This window comes from Variovorax sp. GW821-FHT09B01 (genome assembly GCF_059418345.1).
Window position 1 is genome coordinate 73,667 of sequence record NZ_JBWKPQ010000031.1, and the last position, 18,941, is coordinate 92,607.

The following is an 18,941-nucleotide window of genomic DNA, read 5'->3' on the forward strand; positions in this document are numbered from 1 at the left end:
CGGCCGCGCGGCGGCGGCGCGCATCGTGCCGCACACAGGCGCCCGGCGCCGATACATCACAACCACAGGAGACAGACATGAATCGATGGAGCCTCGCGGCTGCCAGCGCGGTCACGGCCGCGCTTTTCCTGACCGCCTGCGGCGGCAGCGGTGGAGGCGGCGGCGGCCTGCTGTTGCCCCCGCCCGCCAGCAACCCGCCCGCCACCAACCCACCGCCCGCGGCCAGCGCGCCCAAGTACACGCTCTCGATCGCCAGGACCGAGGACGTGCCCGGCAGCTTCGGCAGCGCCGGCGCCTACGAGAAGATCACCGGCACCTTCACCGGCGAGGTCGACCCCAAGGACACGCACAACGCCATCATCCAGGACCTCGCGCTCGCGCCGACCAATGCCAACGGCAAGGTCGAATACAAGTCCGAGTTCGTGCTCTTCAAGCCCAAGGACATGAGCAAGGCCAGCGGCGTGCTGCGCTACGACGCGCCCAACCGCGGCAACATCGTCAACCTCGATCCCTACTTCGCATCGCGCGGCTACGTGTTCCTCACCGCCGCCTGGCAGGGCGACGTGCCCGCCGCCGCCGGCAAGGTCACGCTGACCGTGCCCGTGGCGAAGAACCCCGATGGCAGCACCATCACCGGCCCGTACCGCGCCGAGCTGCTGCCCACCGTGGCCACCGGCGATTCGCTGCCGCTGCCCGGCGGCCCGTTCAATGCCGCGATGCAGGCCTACGCCACCGCCAGCCTCGACAACACGAAGCCGGGCTACGTGCTCACGCGCCGCATCAACGAGGAAGACGCGCGCCAGCTCATCCCGGCCAGCGAATGGAAGTTCGCCAGGTGCGCCGCCGGCAACCCGTTCCCGGGCACGCCCGACGAAACCAGCGTATGCCTCAAGGCCGGCTGGGACCCGGCCTACATGTACGAGCTCGTCTACGTCGCCAAGGACCCCAAGGTGATGGGCCTGGGCCTCGCGGCGCTGCGCGACATGATCGCCTTCTTCCACCACGAGGCCAGCGATGCCGCCGGCACCGCCAACCCCGTGGCCAGCGCCATCCGCAACACCATGGCATCGGGCGTGTCGCAGTGCGGCAACTTCATGAAGACCTTCGTGCACCTCGGTTTCAACGAGGACCGCGCGGGCCGCAAGGTGTTCGACGGCGTGTTCGCGCAGATCGCCGCGCGCCAGACCAACATCAACACCCGCTTCGCCATTCCGGGCGGCGGCGGTGGCGTGCGCAGCGACCACACCGCCTTCGGCCAGGCCGGCACGCGTGGTCTGTCGAAGGACTACGTCGACGACGTGGCCCAGCGCCGCGGCGGCATCCTGTCGCGCTGCGAAGCCAGCGGCACCTGCCCCAAGCTCTTCATCGGCTTCAGCGGCACCGAGTTCTACGTGCTGCAGGGATCGCCGCTCCTGACCGACGCCTGGGGCACCATCGACCTCGCGCAGCCCGCCAATGCGCGCGTGTACTACTACGCCAGCAGCCATCACCTGCTGGGCCTGCCCTCGATGCCCGGCAGCGCGGCCGGCGCGCTCTACGCCACCAACGGCAATGCCGGCGTGATCCCGGTGGTGCGCGCGCTCTACCAGAACCTCGAGGACTGGGTCGTGAAGGGCACCAACCCGCCCGACAGCCAGGTACCCAGGCTCGTCGACAGCACCCTGGTGCGGCCGCAGCAGGTGAAGTTCCCGGCCATTCCGGGCGTGGGCTACACCGGCCTCGTCAACACCTTCTCGCTGCTCGACTGGGGCCCGAGCTACCGTCCGCAGGACGAGAGCGGCATTCCCACCCAGGTGCCGCCGGCCTACCTGGGCCGCGACTACGCCATCCTCGTGCCGCAGGTCGATGCCGACGGCAACGACATCGCCGGCATCCGCAGCCTCGACGTGGCCGTGCCCCTGGGCACCAACACCGGCTGGAACTACACCAGCAAGCCCGCCACCATCGATCAGGCCGGCCTGTTCGGCGCGTACTTCCCGTTCGCCAAGACCACCGCCGCGCGCACCGGCAGCGGCGACCCGCGCCTGTCGCTGCAGGAGCGCTACACCGACCAGGCGGGCTACGTGTCGGCCGTGACCGCCGCCGCCAACGACCTCGTCGCCCGGCGCTTCATGCTGCGCGTGGATGCCGACGCGGCGATCGCCGCCGCGGCCGCCACGCCGGTGCTGCCCTAAGCCTCGGCGACAGCCTGGGCTTCGGCCGGTGCCTGGTGCACCCCGAAGCCCGAGCGGCCCGGCGCGATGTCGGGCCGCAGGGTGAGGGCGGGAATCTCGTAGTCGCCATGGTTCTGGCGGCGAAACGGGATCGGCGCCGTGCTGAACAGCGTGTCCATCCTCGCCCCCAGTTCCTGCTCGATGCGCGCATAGGCGGCCGCGTCGACCTTGCCCGTGCGGTGCACCACGTAGGGCGGCAGCACCTCGAAGCCCGGGTAGTAGAGGATCCCGTGATGGATCGGGAACAGCAGGTCGTCCATCGGCCCGTTGATGCCGCGCGGCGCGTAGTGCGAGGCCCAGCCGCCCGTGGTGGTGACCACCATCGCGCGCTTGCCCGCCATCGAGCCTTCGCCGAAGCGGTCGCCCCAGTGGCTGTCGGAATGCTCGCCCACCCCGTAGGCGAAGCCATAGGCATAGATGCGCTCGATCCAGCCCTTGATGATCGCCGGCATCTAGTACCACCAGAGCGGAAACTGCAGGATCACCGCGTCGGCCCACAGCAGCTTCTGCTGCTCGGCCTCGATGTCGGCCACCTGCGTGCCGGTTTCGAAGGCACGCAGCGAATCGAGCGCGGGGTCGAAGGGGGCTGCCGCGTCGCGCGACGGAAAGTCCGCCGCTTCGAGCGTCGGCTTCCAGCGCATCGCATAGAGATCGGAAGTGCGCACCGAATGGCCCTGGGCCTCGAGCCGTTCGCGCATGAAGCGATGCAGCGAGCCGTTGAGCGAGGCGGGTTCGGGATGCGCGAGCACGAGGAGTACGTTCATGGATTCACCTGAGGTCATGAGGAAAGAAGAGAAGAGAAGCGATGACCGCAGGTTAGGCAGCGTGGCGATATATTGGAAATGAATAGTTCGAATTCCAGGAATTGCCATGAACAATTTGAGCCGCCTCGACCTCAACCTGCTGCTCACCCTAGACACCCTGCTGGCCGAGCGCAACGTCACCCGCGCCGCCGAGCGACTGAACCTGTCGCAGCCTTCGGTGAGCGTGCAGCTCGCCAAGCTGCGCGAGGTGTTCAAGGACCCGCTGCTCGTGCCCGCCCAGCGCGGCATGCGGCCCACCGCGCGCGCCGACGAGTTGCGCGAGCCGCTGCGCGAGGCCCTCGAATCGCTGGGCCGCGCCGTCGCGCCCAGCAAGCCCTTCGACCCCGCCGAGGCCACCACCACCTGGCGCGTGGCCGCCGCCGACTATGCCGAGTCGGCCATCCTGCTGCCCGCGCTCGCCGCCATCCGCGCCGCCGCGCCCCACACCCGGCTGGCCGTGGTCGAGGCCGTGCCGCTGCGCATGGCGCGGCAGCTGGAGCAGGGCGAGGTCGACCTGTTCTTTCACACCAGCGTGGGCGCGCCGCCGGGCCTGCACCGGCGCGTGCTGTTCCACGAACGTTATGTGCTCGCCGGCCGTGCCGGCCACCCGCGCCTGAAGCGCCGGCCTACGCTCGCGCAGTTCTGCGCGCTCGAGCACGTCGTGGTGTCACTCGGCGGCGGTGGCTTCAGCGGCCCCACCGACGAGGCCCTGGCCGAGAAGGGCCTCACGCGGCGCGTGGCGTTGTCGGTGCCGCACTTCCTTTTCATGATCTCGGTGCTGCAGACCACCGACATGGTCGCGATGCTGCCCGAGCGGCTGGCGCGCGGGGCTGCGGGGCTACGCGTGGTGGAGGCGCCGCTGGAGGTGCCGGGGTATGAGATGGCGATGCTTTGGCATGAGAGGAAGCATCGGGATGCGGGGCATCGGTGGGTGAGGGAGAGGGTGGTGGAGGGGGTGTAGTGAAGAGTGAGTGCACAAAGAATTTTAAAAAACGCACTCCGCAGCTGGCATACATCGACTAATTTTTGAATTGTAAAGTGCCGAGGTGAGAGTTTATTTTTTCAATTGTGTTTATACAATTTAATTGAATCTTGGGATTTGACTCCGAGGTCGGTAAAAATATTGAATCCGGAAAAATTCCCCCGCGTTGCGAATGCTGCAACATGGCGGATAAAGATCTGGATTTTTCTTCGGTGCTTTTAATTTTCTCCTCCTCTAATACGGTGATTTCCCAGAATTTCAACCAAGACTCTAGTTGCTCCCAGTCTTGCGCAGATAGCAAGGCAAGGAAATGATCGTTGCTCGTCTCCGCTAGTGCTGCTTTATAAAATTGTTGGGATTTGTGCTTCCAGCGAGCAAGAAGTATCGCGACGATTATAAAAAAAATTACGCTTAAAATGGCTAGGGCGGCGATGCCGAGGAGGATGTTCGGAGTAGACAGAGTTACATTTAATGCATAGTGTGAAAGAAAGCTCATGCCCCAGCCAAGCAGGTACGCGACGGCGCCTGCAGCGGACACTCCGAGGAGAGCGATGCCGATCGATTGGCCGGTTTCGAGGATGGCTTTTTTGCGGCGCAACCGCCGGGCAAAAAAGCTAGCGCTAAGTGGTTCGCCAGTAGCTCTAAATCGAAAAAGTACGGGAAATACTAAGTAAATTAGCGTGACGGCAAAAGAGAAAATGACGATGGCGTGCTCTATCCACGTCCCTTTACTTATCCAGGAGGCTAAATACGATGAATCTCCTACAAAAAGTAACTCGATGGCTGGCGTAAGCTCGGCTGACCTGCGTTTTCCAAGAACGGCGACTGAAAGGAGCACAGGTATATAGGTAATAACCATGGTACCGAAGACTAGGGCTGCTCGCGTGCGTTCGGTGGCTATCTCTTTTGCGCTCGCGTGTAGATCAAAACGAGCTAATAACGTACGAGTAAGTGCTTTTGGAAAAGCCAGTAATGCAGTGCCATTGACGAGCGTTGTTAATCGCCAAAGTAGTAGGCAACGGCGCTGCACGTACTCGGCCCCTAAGTCACGGGGAAGCCGAGCGGCAAGGGCTTCTACGCGTAAGAGCGATGATGCATCTTTCGCTCCGAGAATTTCATTAGCGAGTCGCTTGAGAACAGCTTGTCGAACAGAACTGGGAAACGGTCCAACGAGAGATGTGGTTTGATTGAATCCTTCATTCTGAGCCTTATCGCTTCCTTTTAAAAAAACTTCTTTCAAATAATTGCTTAAGGTAAGTTGAGGTAAAAGCGAAGCAACTTGCATAACTCTTAGCCTGTCGAAGGAATCACCCGTTTCCCAGCGGACTTTAAGAAATTGCTCGACTTGAAAAGAAAAATCGCTAGGCAGTGCGGAAACACGCCGCACCAAACCTTCTTGCAACAATGTCAACATCTGCGGTATTTCTCCTGACCAGTCGAAATAGCCGCAATATTTTTGTATTGGCGCTAGGGCGTCTTGACGGCGTTGCAAAACACTTTCCTTGAGAAGTAATTGAGTAGCTGTTTTGAATATGTCCGCTAGATTCTCGGTCGGCTGCGTCTCCAGCAATGTCACCGCATATTCACGCCAACGAGGATCAGTGAGAAGTTCCTGGCTCGAAAGGTAATTCGGATGAGCAACGAGATGGCGAACGAACAGTGCTTCTTGATAACGACGATGAGCGAAGGCAAACCTTCGATCCCCAGGGGCAGCATTTGCAACATCAGCCCTGGCAATCTTGGAGTCCACCATGGCCGCGACAAACCTCTGAATTTCACCTCCGGGGATCTCAGATTTATCGAGTACAGCCTCGACTTGATCAATTGTTGGGGCTAGCCCCAATGAAGACTCTTCCGCGAAAAGTCGCGCAAATCGCTGAGCCCCTGCAAGAAGGTTGGCAGGAGTTAGACCATAAGCTCGTTTGAGATATGTCGGGTCGCGGTGAGCAAGTCGATCAATTTGCAGCGATAGAAGCTCGTAGTCATTTCTTGGAGCTTCGGATGCTTCTTTTACATAGCGACAGAGTAGCGTTAGAAATAACGGCGTGTTTGCTAAGGTGCTTTTGTTGGCTGCAATGTGATGCAGTACGGCACGCTCTTGCACCTGAGATAAAAAAGAATTTTTTACCAACTCCTGTTGCTTGCTAGATGTCAGGCGCAGAATACGAAATTTTTTCCATGGGAGGGATTCAGGACCTTTGAACTCACGCGACGCCAAAATTCCCCCGCATGCTCCCATGCCTTCAAGAAACATGCGAATGGCTTCAGCATAATCTCTGGTTGCCGGGCTGCCTTTTTCGGCATGCAGTACTGCGGGAATTTCATCAAAAGAATCAAACAAAAAAAACCAAATGCCACGCTCACGATAATCTGCCCAATTTTCTCTTACATAGGCTGTTGTGTCGCTATCGCCTCGCCGAATATTATCAAGTATGAAGTCGCGAATCGTATCTGTATTGATTGACGTGCCCGCAGGAACAGATATTTCACGGAGATTCACATACAGTGGGATGCGAATATTTTTAGATTTACTCGCTTTTGCGCGCACCGCTAACTGGCTGGCAAGATGTCTAAGTGCGACGCTTTTCCCAGAGCCAGGCTCTCCTGTTAATTGAATCGCTCTTTCGGTACTCGAGGAGATGGCTTTGATAAGTGACTTTTCTTTGCGCAAGCCGGTTGTAACTTTTCCTAAGAATCGATGTAATGCAGATATGTAATATCCGCCTTCAGTTTCTACTTCTGCTTCAAGATCGGTAAAGTACTGATCGTTCCAGCTTTCGGCCTTTGCGATGCTTGTAAGGTCTGCCTCTAGGACCGCGCAAAACTGCGAGCGGCGGCGAATTTTTATTCGATCCTCTCGTTTCATGAAGCGCGGAACTCCACTTGCTCTTATTGCCTCAAGAAGTTTTATCAAGCTGTCAACTACTTTGCTTAGAGCACCAAGACAGCTTGCCAACATTCCAAGCAATACTGCCGCTAGCAAGACCCCAACGATTGCAACACGCCATGTCTCACTGGTTCCGGTCCATTCCCACAAAGCATTGAAAACATTGAGCCCAAACTCGCTCAGGTTCGCACTTTCCTTTTCAACGGCCATGAAGAGCCTCCTCGATTTATTTGAAATTATGCTGTTGGTTGCCAACGCCCTTGGGCGGATTTTAGCGTAAGCTCTCGAATTTTATCGCCGAAAGTAATGCTTGGGAGGATTTTTTAATTGGCGTTTACTCTAGATTTTGTTTTTGGTCCAAGGGCCATGTGGAGTAAGTGCGAGAAAGGGAATTAATATGGCGCTCATATAAGTCGCTTGATTCGGAAGTGCAGAAAATTCCTAACGATAAGTCACGACTTTTCGGTGAGCAGGCGTGGATGCTGTTGAAATAATTCTCTTGCTTCCCGTGCGAGTTCATAGGCCAGCCAGATCAAATTGTTGAGATGCTTCGTCTCTGGCTCCGCATCTTCACACCACCGATTCCCCCATGGCAAAACCAAAGCAGCGAGTTCAGCTGCTCCAGCTTGTTCTCCAGAAGATCCTCGGGCCCCGGCCCCGTGTAAGTGGGCGTTGCCGCGTTGCGAGATACCAGCGTGCGACGTCGGGCCATAATCCGTCTAGCCATTTGGTGTGCTCTCTCTCCAAAGTTGTGCACGTCATGTGGTTAGGCGGCCAGGGTGTGTCAGCACCTTGGCCGTCGCCTTTTGTGCTCCACGTTCGCCGCTATCCCCATGCACTGACGGCCCGCCGTGAGGCGAAGCGGTTGATTCGTTCATCCATCCGTTCAGCGTGTCGTGTGTGCTGCCTTCCTTGCCCACATAGCGGGTCGTTGGGGGAGAGGGGCATCTACCGTAGAGATCTACCGCGCGGAAAAGGTGGCCGAATGCAAACTCGGTGCGAAGTCACTAAAGTGCGCTTGCCGTTGACGGTCGGAGGTTGTGTGGTGAGCGACTGACGAAGGGAGTTGGACGGGGCAAACCAGCGTCAGACGAACGCTGACTGAGATAATTGCGCAGGAAATTCAAAATCCCTTCACGATCCATGGCGAGCAAATTCGAGTGTCGGTGCGGTGCATTGATCCGCAAGAACCTTTATGAAGGAAGCGGGCTGCGTTTGCTGGTTCCCGAAGAGCTCACTGATGTTGCAAGCGAGTCGACGAGTGTTGATGCTCTCTTGGACCACATCGTCGCCCAGTCGCCTATCGTTGCGATATGTTCACAATGTGGACTCCTTGCGATCGTCGACGACGTGGATCTGACGGTTGTCTTCTACGCGCCTGTCCCGTAGCGGTCAGAAAAAGCGATCGAGAGCGAAAATTGCCGTGAACGTACAAAGGATCTGGGAGGTCGACGTCTGTCGGGATGGAGGTTCCTACAGCCTGTGCTTCGACGCGGATGACGGGCGTTGGTACGAACTGTTCTTGCGGGTCCAACTCCACCGGAGTAGGCGGTCTACCCACCATCCACCAGTGATTTATCTAGAAGGGGTGGATGGCGGCAAAGTGGTGCAGGTGCTGACCTGGGTTGAAGCCCGACAGTTCGTGGCATCTCTGAACTACGACAGCCCTCGCTTCATCGAGTTGCTGAAGGTTATTGCCGTCGGGAGCGATCCTGCACGATAGCGCGCTCTTTTTGTCTTCGTCATTTCCGTTCTCCTTGCTCGGATTGAAAAACTCAGCAGTAGAGATTTAGAGCGCGGAAAAGGTGGTGGAATGCAAACTCAGTGCGAAGTCACCAAGATGGCCTGAGGGGAAATGGATGCGGTTCCATTGAAGGCCGGCCTTCAACGCATCGAATAGCGCAGGAGCGTCAGCCGCGTACCCGTATCGCCTCTTTCGCGAGGTTGTAGAGTTCTTCGAGGGCGGAGCGGGCTTCCGCACCGTGGGAGGGAAGCAATGCTCTGTAGTGCGCAAAGTCATCCTCGAGCCAATCCATTCTTCCGCGAAGCACATCGATGGCGAATGGCACGGCCCGGTAGAGGTGGGCGCCAGATGCATTGCCCGGATGATTCAGAAGCGTCTCTCGAACATGTTCGGGGTGCTCGTGACGCGCAAGGTACGGCAGAACAATGTCTTCGACGACAGCAGCGATCTCCGGCCCAGCGAGCTGCAAGCCTTCGGAACCCGTGATGGGCCAGATCGCGTGTTCAGGTTGTCGCCATCGTGTGCTGTCCAGTCCCATGCTCCCGGTTCTCAGCGATATGGTATTGGGGCTGTTCCTGACCTGAGTGCATGAAAAAAGGTGCTTCCTGATGTCCTCCACTGCATCGATGTTCGTGCCGAAATCGAGAGTCAGGACCATCTTGGAAACGCCGAGGATGATGTAGCTGGTTCCACCTTCGAATGGCCGTCGGTACTGGGCCATGCTGCTCATGTAGCGGAAGTCCGGGAGCACCCGCTCCAGCGCGGCCGGGATCGACCGCAATATGTGCTTCTTGCCGACGAATTCGCCACCGCTGTAGCGATCGAAGCTTGCGTCCACAACGCCGGGTGGATCGTTGCCCGGAACCACTTTGGGGAGGACTGGCATTAAAAACCTTTCACTCGACCGCTCGACCGAACCGCATCGGGGAGGGTATCGCGTTCGCTGTCGTAGACCACGGTCGAAGCCGAGCCGGGTAGCGCCTTCTGCATCTTCTCGAGACATGCCCGGAGCAGCTCGGCATCGAGAGGCAGGCGGTTCTCGAGAGTCTGCCATCCGAGCAGTCGTAGCTGATGCGGCATGTCCACCAAGCCGGTGATGGCGTCCCAGAAAGCGTCCCAGTTCTTACCGTACCAGTTCGGAAACTCGAGAGATCTCGAGAGCCGTTGCTGGAGCTCGAGTGGACTGGCTACGTCGCTCAGATCTATCGTCACTTCGCTCTTGCGATCATTCATCGTTGCTCCTGTTGGGCTCGGCTCCAGAGACCGCGGATCAATTCCAGGGACCATCATGGCCGAGTTTGCCGCCAGCGCGAACGGCTACTCTTGGCTGAGCTCCCTCTCGCAGCGGGTTTCAAACGCGCCAAAGAGCACGAGGAAGAGACTCGACGCACATGGGCGCTGAAAAATGGTAGTCGTCGTGCGGTCTGGCTAGGTGCGCAAGCTGCCGAGCCTTGCTTTGGCCAGATTGAAGTCGTCGCGCCGCCGAAGACGAAACGGCGTCCAGCGGATCTTTCGACGGGCTCACCGCGGTCGTCTCAACCGGCGATTCGAACCCGCACCCGTACCACATTGGACGAAAGCGCGCCTCTTTCGACATGCACCCGGTAGTCCGCATTCATCTGGGGTAGGCGAAGTACCGCCATCAGGTCCAGGTCGAAGCGCACCTGTCCCGTCATTCCGGAAACCTCGTGCGGCTGCCGGGACGGGCGCTGCATGGGATTGGGTATCTCGCTGTCTTGCGGTGTCGGCGCGGGAACGGGGCCGACGTAGCGCTGGCCGGTGGTGCTGTCCACCGCAACAAGCCTCATCTGGGGCGGGGTGGGCGCGATGATGGGCATGACCGCCAGCCCGCACACCCACACAGCGGCGGCCTGGCCAGGCTTCGTCCGGATCAGGGGAGGTGCCTCGATGACGATGCCTTGCCACCCCGGATCGCGAGGGGCGGCCGGCGCGCACGCCGATGTCTGGGACAACGGCATGCCCATGATGCCCAGGCATGTGGCTGCCAGAAGCCATCGGAGTCTCTTGTGCGATGTCACAGCGCGTCACTGTGCGCACGGCGAGCGTCGTGCGCCAGTATCGAAAGTCACGCCGGCCTTTGCCGCCTAGCTGTTGCCTGAGGCCCAACGTGAGCAATGGCTGTAGGCCGCCGTTTTTAGCTTCGAGCCCAAGCGATGAGCTTCCATACCGCAATTGCCGCCGATACGACGAGGAGGGCGATGGAGACCAGTGATGTCGTGATCAGCGCGCTGCCATAGCCGGAAACGGGATCGTTGCACTGAAAGCCACCGAAGCCGAAGGCGCAGTAGCGCTCGTATATCGTGTTGGATGCGGTGAGAACGACGGCCAGGACCACCGTCACCGCAATGCTTATCGTGGGGAATCGCTTTGTACTCATCGGTGTGTGGCGTCAGTGATTTCTTGTACCTGGCGCGAGGAATGATCGCCGCATCGGAACCATCGGACAAGGCCAACCGTGGCAGAACTCGCGAGTCGCACAGAGGAATGACTTTAGGCACTGGGAGGCTCATGAAAAAGAAGCTAGCTTCGTTGGTGCCCGAGATGAGCGGGCTGCCTGCAGGTCCGCGGGGCGGCTGCCGCCTATGTCCGATCTGGCGAGAACATCGAGCCCGCCTTGCGCATCGTCAAGAACAGAGAGGATGAGGAGTTGGACGTCGACCCCATGCCGCCGGCCCCTTCTGGCGATGGGCTTGTCCTGTCGATGGATTCGGTACGGCTGCAGACGCTGCCGCACGGCAACATGTCTTCGGCGATCAAGAGCATCGTTCTTTTTCTGGGGCTCATGCCGCTGGGGATCGCGGCGTGGTTCTGCTCGATGCTCGCCGACGCATTTCGGCAAGACATGGCCGACACGGCCTTCGTGCTCATCATGTCGGTATCGATCGCCGTGTTTGCGCTGATTGCCGTTGCCGCGCTGGTGCAGGCAGTGACCGCGCCCTATGCGTTTCCTACGCTCTTCAATCGGGCGACCGGCAAGGTCGTTCAGCTCAGGGGCAGGGAGCGCATCGAGGTGCCGTGGGCGCAACTGGTTCCCCAGGTGGACTCAATCACGGTGGGCGGCGCGCTGCGCTACCGTCTTTGCCTGAAGGGGCCAACGGAAGTCGGTGCCGCGCAGATGATCCTCGTGAGCAACGCAAACAACAGTCCCGTCGATTGCCTTGCGCACTACGAGTTTCTGCGCAGGTACATGGCCGGTGACTGGCAGTGGCTGCCGAAGGTCGAATGCCTGGAAGGCATCAGAAGGCCGCTGTTGCGGGAGTTCGGCAACAACCTGTGGACGCAGATGACGAACTATCGGCCATGGGATGAAAGATCCATGCTGGGAAAGGTGCTGTCTTCAGCCGCGTTGCTGCTGATCTCGTTGCTCTGGTGGCCGATGCTGCTGCTGACGCTGATCGGTTCTCGTCTTGGAAGGCTGCCTCGTTTATCAGCGGCGGACCTGGGTACTTGTTCGGAGCCGCTGCAAGGCGTCGCGCAAGAACCTCTCCCAGTGTGCATTCTTCCGGCGCCTGCATTGGGGGGCATGGAGCGGGCGGTCTATGTCGCGATTGCAGCGATCTCCACGGCGGCGTGGTGCTGGCCTGGTGCGGGTGTACTGGCGAGAATCGCGGACATGGCCCGCGCGCTGTAAGGTACTCGACCCACTGTCCACGCCGAACATGAAAACTCGCAAGCTCCTCGAGACCGACCTTCCAGCGTTGCTCGATCTCTACCAGCACCTTCACGAGACGGACGATCCACGGCCCGCCCCGGTTGTCGTCGAGGCAGTCTGGCAGGAGATCCTGGCAAGCCGGCACTTCCACTACTTCGGAGGATTCAAGGGCGCCGAGCTGGTCTCCAGCTGCAATCTGACCTTGATTCCCAACCTCACGCGAGGCTGCAGGTCCTACGGCGTGATCGAGAACGTGGTGACGCATGCGGCGTACCGCGGCAGAGGTTACGCAAAGGCTTTGTTGGCTAAAGTGCTCGACACGGCCTGGTCCGCGGGCTGCTACAAGGTGATGCTGATGACCGGTCGCAAGGATGAGGCAACGTTGAAGTTCTACGAGTCGGCCGGCTTCGATCGGCACGGAAAGCAGGCCTTCATTGCGAAGCCCCCTGTGGGAGCCACCTAGTCTTCTCACAGAAAGCGCTGGCGGCCATCGCGGGTGCCTGCGACCCCACCTAGGTCATATTCAACCCGCCGTCCGACAGCAGCACTTCGCCGGTGAGGTAGTCCGAGTCAACCAGCATCGCAACGGCGTGCGCGATGTCGTCCGGGCTTGCGGCCCGGTGCATGGGCGCACGCTCGCGCCATAGCGCCTGTGCGGCGGTCCAGTCGACGGTGAGCGGCGTGTCGACCAGACCTGGCGCGACGGCGTTGACGCGAATGTCCGGCCCCAGCGACAGTGCGAGCAGGCGGGTCATGTGATTGAGCGCGGCCTTGCTGACCGCGTAGGGAATGGATGCGCCCTTGGGGCGAACGCCCGCATGTGAGCTGATGTTGACGACGCAGCCTGCTCGACGGCGCAGGGCGGCCTCGCGCAAGGCCGACTCGGCCAACGTGATGAGATGGAACGGAGCCACGACGTTGACTTCGTGGAGTTCGTGCCACACAGCGGAAGTGGCGGCGGCAAGGTCCGCATGCGGAATGACTTTGCTGATGCCGGCGTTGTTGACCAGCACGTCGAGTTGGCCCCACGCGGCGATTGCTTCGCTGACGAGCCGCACCCTGTCTGCTTCCAGGGCAAGGTCGGCTTGAACGTAGATGGCCTGCTTCATCTCGGCGGCCATTGAGCGGCCTGTCTCCGCGGAACTTCGGGAGTGAAGGACCACGGCATAGCCCGCGTGATTCAGCCTGCGCGCGATGGCGGCACCGATGCCGGAAGTGGACCCTGTGACCAACGCGACACGGAGCGTGGGATCGATGGTCGGATTGACGTTCATCTGGAAAACCTCAGTCTGGTTGCGATCGAATGCACCGTTGCCGCCGTTCCGAACGAGCGATGAACACGGCGATGCCCAACGAGAGTAGCGACGTGGTCGACATAGCCGCGAGCAGGGCGTTGCGTGGATGGGACTCGTCGACGAACAGCCCGGCCGTAAAGGCCGTCGCGCCGGCACCGATGGCCGTCATGGCCGAAGCCAGGCCCAGCGCGGTGCCGGCGAAGCCCGCGTGGATCGACAGCACCCGGCTGTTGGCCGCGGGCATCGTCAATCCGTTGCCGAGTCCCACGCACACGCAGGGGCCGAAGAACGCGAGTGGATGAGCAATCCCCAGCACTGCCAACGCCACGGCCGCCAGCAGGCCAGCGCAGGTCAGCAACCGCCCGGCAACGATGAACCGGATGGGCTGCCACCGGTGCCCGCAGCGCGCGAGCGTGAAGCTTCCGACGATGAAGCCCGCGGGAACCAGTCCCATGTAGGCACCCACCATCGCGGCGGAGGTTCCATAGGCCTGCATGGCCACGGCAGGCGCGCCGCCGATGAAGACGTAGAGCGTGCCGATGGAAGAGGCCATGCAGAGCCCATAGGCCCAGAGCTGCGCGGACCGAAGCAGCTGGCCGTACCCGTCGAGCTGTTTCGACATCGTCGTGGAGCGATGGTGGTGGGTCTCCGGCAGGTAGCGCAGGGCCAGGCAGAGCGCCGCGGTGCCCATGAGCGCGAAAGCGGCGAAGTTCGCGCGCCAGCCCAGCCAGCTATCGAGAACGCCACCCGCGGAAGGGCCGAGCATCGGGGCGATCGCCCAGGCGGACGAGACATAGCCGATCTGGCTGACCATCCCTTCGCCCGCCGTGTCGCGGATCGCAGCCAGCGACATGGCGTATCCGGCAATGGCGCTGCCCTGGAGCAGCCTGCAGGCCAGGAACACCTCGATGCTGCGCGCGAAGAAGCATCCGATGGAGCCGATCACGAAGACGAGCAGCGCGACCAGCAGAACGGGCTTGCGCCCGAACCGGTCGGACAGCGCGCCGGCGATCAGGTGCGTCAACGCGGTGACGACGGCGTAGCCGGCCACGGCGACATTGACCGTCGCGAACTCGGCGTCGAACTCCCTCGCGATGCTCGGCAAGGAAGGAACGAACATGTTCAGCGGCAGAACGCCGAGCGCCGACAGCGCAATCAGCAGCCAGAGGGGTGGGGCGTTTCGATGAAGAGGGGGCACGGGGCGACTCCTTTGCGCGCATTCCTCTTGCGGGGATGCGGTGACCTGACAACAAGAGCCATCCGTCGAGGATGGGTACGTGGTGGCTCTCGTCGGGTCAACAGGAGCTGTGGTTCATCGGGCCTTTGGGGCTGGATGAGGGTGCGTGCGATTTGCTACGCGGCGAGTTTGTGGGCTCGGCGGGGGGACTTTACACCAGCGCGACGAAACCGTATCGGTGCAAAGACTGATCAGCAAGCTTGAATGGAGCGCTGGCGAATGCCGAACATGCCGGCGCGCACCTCGGTGCATATCCGCCGGCCGACCTTATAGCTCGAAAGGGAGTCCGCGGGCACTACCAGTTCCACCTTGCTTCCTTCGATCGATGCAACCACGACGTGGCGCCATGGCTTCGTTGACGTGTATGTGCTGGAGACGACTCCTCGCTCGACGTAGCCATGCGCTGGGAGGGTCAGCGCGTTCAAGTGAAGCAAGATGGCTGGTCCCAGGGCCATGCCGATTCCTGCCGCGATCAAGAACGACGCCCGCCGGACGATGACCCACAGGAACAAGGCGTACGGCAAGCCCACGAGCAAGCCGAGGAAGATCGCTTTGGAAATGTCGTCCGTGCTCGTATCCAGAACCGCGCGCCAGACCAGCGCAGCCGTCAGGCAGGACAACGGCTCGGTCATGTTGATCCTGGCCTTGTCTGTAAAACCTCCGTCGCCTTTCAAACGGAAATAGTCGTTCGCGAAAAGTGGCGCGACGGTGATGCAAAGAAGCGTGGCATAGGCCGTGGAGATCGCCACCCAGTAAGGGCGTGGGCGTGCCACCAACCATATGAAGATGGCAACGATCGCCAGCGCACCGTAGAACTTGACGCGTCGACCGAAAGGGCCGAACGTGGGGTTGAGTTCGGGGAGGGCGAGGCCGCGTTTCATGGTGTTCCTGGCGCAGGGGCGAACGTCCTGGAAGCCGAATTGCTCTCGAAGAGGACTTTCCCTGGTGCCCGAAAGGTGTCTATTGAACTAGGTGGGGCGATAGACATCGCCATGAATGCTACCGCGACCTGGGACGGGTAAAGGCGCTCCATGCGTTCGACACCACGATGTCATGCAGCAAGCTACCTCTTGCGCCGACAGCCAGAGCCTGCCTGAAGGATTGCGCTCGGATCATTTCGAGTCTGTGTAGCCGTCTCGACATGGCTCGAGGTCCGAACCCAAAACGGCGCGGTGGATCGCAGGCGAGACTAATACGCGACTGCCGACAGGAACGGCCGCCTTGTCGACATCGGGCAAAGATACGACCACGCGCCACGTCCGCTTTCGCTGCTCCTCTGTGGGAGCGACGCCAAATTTGAAGTGCATCATGTGGAGTTGGGCGCGCACTGTGATTTTCTGGCCGACCGGGGTAACCACCACGACCTGTTCCTCAACATTCTTCCAGCCATCGCGCACCGGGAAATCAGGCGTCAAGATCAGGCCGATGTCTGAGGTCTGAAATCGCTCCTCTACCGTCAGTAGTTCGAAGGCAATATTTGCCGTCATACCGCGATTCTTTCCCAACGTCTCTTGTACGCCCAGGCGTAATTGCCGAAAGCGTACGAAAGAAATGCATCGACCGCTTCATCGGGGCCAACAACCTCCACGCAGCGGTAGTGCGCAGCGGAAGTCACGAGTTGATGCTCGAGATGAAAACCTTGCGCATCGGCGTAGACCTGCATGTAGGTACCTCCGCGCAAGTCCAGAATGGCAAAGGGATCAGCCTTTCCAGGCAATTCTGGGATTGTTTGGCGAATGTCGTTTTCAGTGGCGATGCCTGCGAGTTGAAACGCTGGGCAGGCGAACGTCGCATTCACATACTCGGCTCCTATGTCGAACAAAATGTAGGAGTCCGGTGTGGCCGCTTCATCGACGAGCGGAACGATCAGAAAGCAATCGTCCCCGGCAACTGGTACATGAACGAGGACACGGCCACTCGACTTGTTGCGCCAAGCAATGACCGCGGTGGGGTTGACCGCGATCCATGCGCCCAGAGCGAGCGAATCCCACACTTCACGCGCGAGATTCAGGGCGGAGACTTTCGTTGCATCTGAAATGGCGGTGCTGATCAAGCCACCTTCCAGGAGGTCGAGATACTCGGAGAGCTGAAGGAGCTTGGGGTGACGCTGCGGGGGTTTTTTGAAGAAGAACATCGCATGGGTCGCCGTAGACGAATGCCTGAAGATGTGGGCGACTACCCGAGCTGCTCGGCCAGCCCCACGATGATGCCCTCGGGGCCGCGAATGTAGGCGAGCCGGTACGACTCCCCGTACTGCATCTGGCCGATGATTTCGGCACCATGGGCCTGGATACGTGCGACGACATCGTCGAGGCCATCGACGGCGAACATCACACGGCGAAGTCCCAGGGCGTTCACCGGCGTTGCCACGGGCCCGAACCTCACGGCCTCGGGCGTGTGGAACTTGTCGAGCTCGATGCCTTGGCCATCGGGCGTGCGCAGCATCGCGATGGTGGATTTCACGTTGCCGAGCCCGACGAGCTTGCCGACGTCGGGTCCTTCCACCGTGGTCTGGCCTTCGAGCGCGAGGCCCAGTTCGATGAAGAACGCCTTCACGGCTTCGAGATCGTCGACGACGATCAGGATGTTGTCCATTCGCTTGATGGTCATGGCTGGGGTTCCTTTGTCAGGCGTGCGCCTGTCTGGCGCGGTTCAGTTCGCTCAGGTAGGAGCCGGGCTTCTGCTCGATCTCGCTCTCGGGCCCCAGCACGGCGACGACGGGCCCATTGATGAAGACCTGAAGGTCCGCCGGCACGGCGAAGAACTTCACCAGGTCCGGCCGGTCGATGGCCAGCTGATAGAGCGAGGTCTTCGTGAAGCGCGACGGGTCTTGAGAACCTTCCTTGTCGTCGAGATCGCTGAGCCACCAGCCCGAGTCGCTCGCGTCGTGAGGTTCCGCGCGCGTGAGCAGGATGCGCGACGCGGTCTTGTACTGCACGTGCACCACGACGCTTTTCTGCAAGGAAGGAAAGTCCGGCACGACCTCCGCGACGAGGCTCTCGACGACGTCCTTCTGGTTGCGCAGGTGCATCAAGGTGCTGTCCACCGAATCGATGAAGCGCACGGGGATCTGCTGCATGTCCGGTTCGGTGATCCGCAGGAAGCCGTCGTCGGTCTCCTCGATCATCGTGTACATCCAGCCGACCTGAAGGCTTTGGCCGCCGCTGAACTTCTCTCCCTCCGCCACCCGACTTTCGAGGAAGTGGAGGAACCAGGCGACGTCCGCATCGGGAATGGCCTTGTTGCCGACGCGAATGCGGAATTCGGGGTGACCGAAGCGTTGGCAGCCTTGGGTCGTGTGAACCACCTCGGCTTGGGGTTCGGTGGGTTTGTTCTTGCCGAGCGATGAGAGGAGAGTGCGGAGGGACATCGGCTGTACTCAAGAAAGGCAAGAAGCAGAGCTCTTGGATAGCAAAGCTGCTAGGAGGCAAACCATTTCTTGTGGTTGGCGGAATGGTTCCACAATGATGTTCAGGTGGACAGACGGGCGTAGTGTTCTCTCAAGTAGGCTGTCTCGCGACTTGTTTCCAAGTGCCGACGAGGCCCCGTGAATCATGTTTATGCATGGAGGTCGTTCGAGAGTTCAGGGCAATACCTGGAAGGTATGGTCTCTTCTGCTCAGCGTTAACGTATCGATATCGTCGAAGAGAAGGGACGGTCTTGCACCATGGGCTCTTGACGATAGCGTGCCCGTCACGATGACCTGATCGCAGTACAAGTAAGGTCCACCGCCATAGGCCGGAACGCTCGACAAAAGAAGGGCTTTGAGCCTTTCGTGGTCGAGTGTGATCGATCGCGAAATGTCGTCTTTTTCATCCATGCACGAGACCAAGTATGCCTGTCCATGCGCGAGGACGAGCACGCCTCGCAAAGTGATTGCAGCCCGTTCACCTGTTGCAAGACGTGAGGGGAATTCGTGAAGTTGCATAGTCACGTGGCCGTCGAGCACGATATCTCTGCTGAGCCGGGCCAGAAAATCTATCGCTGAGCGATAGTGGCTAGTCCGGTGGACATCCTTCATCCAGCAGGATGAGCCTGTCAGAAATTTTGTGTTTGAGGCATAGCATGACGAACAGGAGCATCTATGCCAAGCAAGAAGAAGCCGGC

At 60.2% G+C, this 18,941-nt stretch carries 19 protein-coding genes and 1 pseudogene; 6 read left to right on the top strand and 14 right to left on the bottom strand.

Annotation, left to right across the window (positions count from 1 at the left end; genetic code table 11):
• Positions 1 to 77 precede the first annotated feature (77 nt).
• Positions 78 to 2,174 carry an alpha/beta hydrolase domain-containing protein gene (locus AC07RV_RS41640; protein ID WP_296775395.1) on the top strand — a complete coding sequence of 699 codons (2,097 nt, stop codon included), beginning with the start codon at positions 78 to 80 and terminating at the stop codon, positions 2,172 to 2,174.
• Here AC07RV_RS41640 and AC07RV_RS41645 read toward each other — a convergent pair.
• Positions 2,171 to 2,977, bottom strand: a pseudogene (locus tag AC07RV_RS41645) (NAD(P)H-dependent oxidoreductase). The gene AC07RV_RS41640 and the pseudogene AC07RV_RS41645 overlap by 4 nt on opposite strands.
• 106 nt (positions 2,978 to 3,083) lie before the next feature.
• On the opposite strand from AC07RV_RS41645, the gene AC07RV_RS41650 reads away from it, so the two are divergent.
• Positions 3,084 to 3,977, top strand: a complete 894-nt coding sequence (locus AC07RV_RS41650; protein WP_296775399.1) for a LysR family transcriptional regulator — start codon at positions 3,084 to 3,086, stop codon at positions 3,975 to 3,977.
• 58 nt (positions 3,978 to 4,035) lie between these two features.
• Here the strand turns inward: AC07RV_RS41650 and AC07RV_RS41655 are convergent, their stop codons facing one another.
• On the bottom strand, positions 4,036 to 7,095 hold the full coding sequence (locus AC07RV_RS41655) for an NACHT domain-containing protein (protein ID WP_296775401.1): 3,060 nt from the start codon (positions 7,093 to 7,095) through the stop codon (positions 4,036 to 4,038).
• Between the two features lie 933 nt (positions 7,096 to 8,028).
• Between AC07RV_RS41655 and AC07RV_RS41660 the strand changes: the two genes are divergently transcribed.
• Complete coding sequence (locus AC07RV_RS41660) at positions 8,029 to 8,274, top strand: DUF8617 domain-containing protein (protein WP_492715367.1); 246 nt, start codon at positions 8,029 to 8,031, stop codon at positions 8,272 to 8,274.
• 181 nt (positions 8,275 to 8,455) lie between these two features.
• The gene (locus tag AC07RV_RS41665; protein ID WP_444814067.1) at positions 8,456 to 8,608 is read left to right on the top strand and encodes a hypothetical protein; all 153 of its coding nucleotides are present in this window, start codon (positions 8,456 to 8,458) and stop codon (positions 8,606 to 8,608) included.
• Positions 8,609 to 8,795: 187 nt separating this feature from the next.
• On the opposite strand, the gene AC07RV_RS41670 is transcribed toward AC07RV_RS41665, so the two are convergent.
• The 4 genes from AC07RV_RS41670 to AC07RV_RS41685 all read right to left on the bottom strand — a co-directional run bounded on the left by AC07RV_RS41670 (position 8,796) and on the right by AC07RV_RS41685 (position 11,027).
• A complete protein-coding gene (locus tag AC07RV_RS41670) occupies positions 8,796 to 9,515 on the bottom strand; it encodes a hypothetical protein (RefSeq protein WP_296775403.1) in 720 nt (239 codons plus the stop codon).
• Positions 9,515 to 9,862: a barstar family protein gene (locus AC07RV_RS41675; protein ID WP_296775405.1), complete on the bottom strand. Its 348-nt coding sequence runs from the start codon at positions 9,860 to 9,862 to the stop codon at positions 9,515 to 9,517. The genes AC07RV_RS41670 and AC07RV_RS41675 overlap by 1 nt, the downstream gene beginning before the upstream one ends.
• Positions 9,863 to 10,164: 302 nt before the next feature.
• Complete coding sequence (locus AC07RV_RS41680) at positions 10,165 to 10,467, bottom strand: hypothetical protein (protein ID WP_444814068.1); 303 nt, start codon at positions 10,465 to 10,467, stop codon at positions 10,165 to 10,167.
• A gap of 317 nt (positions 10,468 to 10,784) precedes the next feature.
• Positions 10,785 to 11,027 (bottom strand): hypothetical protein, encoded by a 243-nt coding sequence (locus tag AC07RV_RS41685; RefSeq protein ID WP_444852409.1) that lies wholly within the window; start codon positions 11,025 to 11,027, stop codon positions 10,785 to 10,787.
• Between the two features lie 237 nt (positions 11,028 to 11,264).
• On the opposite strand from AC07RV_RS41685, the gene AC07RV_RS41690 reads away from it, so the two are divergent.
• Positions 11,265 to 12,281, top strand: coding sequence for a hypothetical protein (locus tag AC07RV_RS41690; RefSeq protein ID WP_296775414.1), 1,017 nt, complete (start codon positions 11,265 to 11,267; stop codon positions 12,279 to 12,281).
• Positions 12,282 to 12,309: 28 nt separating this feature from the next.
• Complete coding sequence (locus AC07RV_RS41695; protein WP_296775416.1) at positions 12,310 to 12,765, top strand: GNAT family N-acetyltransferase; 456 nt, start codon at positions 12,310 to 12,312, stop codon at positions 12,763 to 12,765.
• A 49-nt stretch (positions 12,766 to 12,814) separates the two neighbouring features.
• Here AC07RV_RS41695 and AC07RV_RS41700 read toward each other — a convergent pair whose 3' ends face one another.
• From AC07RV_RS41700 to AC07RV_RS41735, 8 genes are all read right to left on the bottom strand, one after another.
• The gene (locus tag AC07RV_RS41700; RefSeq protein WP_296775419.1) at positions 12,815 to 13,576 is read right to left on the bottom strand and encodes an SDR family NAD(P)-dependent oxidoreductase; all 762 of its coding nucleotides are present in this window, start codon (positions 13,574 to 13,576) and stop codon (positions 12,815 to 12,817) included.
• A 10-nt stretch (positions 13,577 to 13,586) separates the two neighbouring features.
• Positions 13,587 to 14,795 carry a Bcr/CflA family efflux MFS transporter gene (locus tag AC07RV_RS41705; RefSeq protein WP_296775420.1) on the bottom strand — a complete coding sequence of 403 codons (1,209 nt, stop codon included), beginning with the start codon at positions 14,793 to 14,795 and terminating at the stop codon, positions 13,587 to 13,589.
• Positions 14,796 to 15,025: 230 nt separating this feature from the next.
• Entirely contained in the window at positions 15,026 to 15,715 is a 690-nt protein-coding gene (locus AC07RV_RS41710) for a hypothetical protein (protein WP_296775423.1), read from the bottom strand.
• 231 nt (positions 15,716 to 15,946) lie between these two features.
• Entirely contained in the window at positions 15,947 to 16,321 is a 375-nt protein-coding gene (locus AC07RV_RS41715) for a hypothetical protein (protein ID WP_296775425.1), read from the bottom strand.
• Positions 16,318 to 16,968, bottom strand: coding sequence for a hypothetical protein (locus AC07RV_RS41720; protein ID WP_296775428.1), 651 nt, complete (start codon positions 16,966 to 16,968; stop codon positions 16,318 to 16,320). Before AC07RV_RS41720 ends, AC07RV_RS41715 begins: the two co-directional genes overlap by 4 nt.
• 41 nt (positions 16,969 to 17,009) lie before the next feature.
• Positions 17,010 to 17,444: a VOC family protein gene (locus AC07RV_RS41725; RefSeq protein WP_296775431.1), complete on the bottom strand. Its 435-nt coding sequence runs from the start codon at positions 17,442 to 17,444 to the stop codon at positions 17,010 to 17,012.
• Positions 17,445 to 17,460: 16 nt separating this feature from the next.
• Entirely contained in the window at positions 17,461 to 18,204 is a 744-nt protein-coding gene (locus tag AC07RV_RS41730) for an immunity protein Imm33 domain-containing protein (protein WP_296775433.1), read from the bottom strand.
• Between the two features lie 213 nt (positions 18,205 to 18,417).
• A partial coding sequence (locus tag AC07RV_RS41735; RefSeq protein WP_492715361.1) for a hypothetical protein occupies positions 18,418 to 18,941 on the bottom strand: 524 nt, incomplete at its 5' end.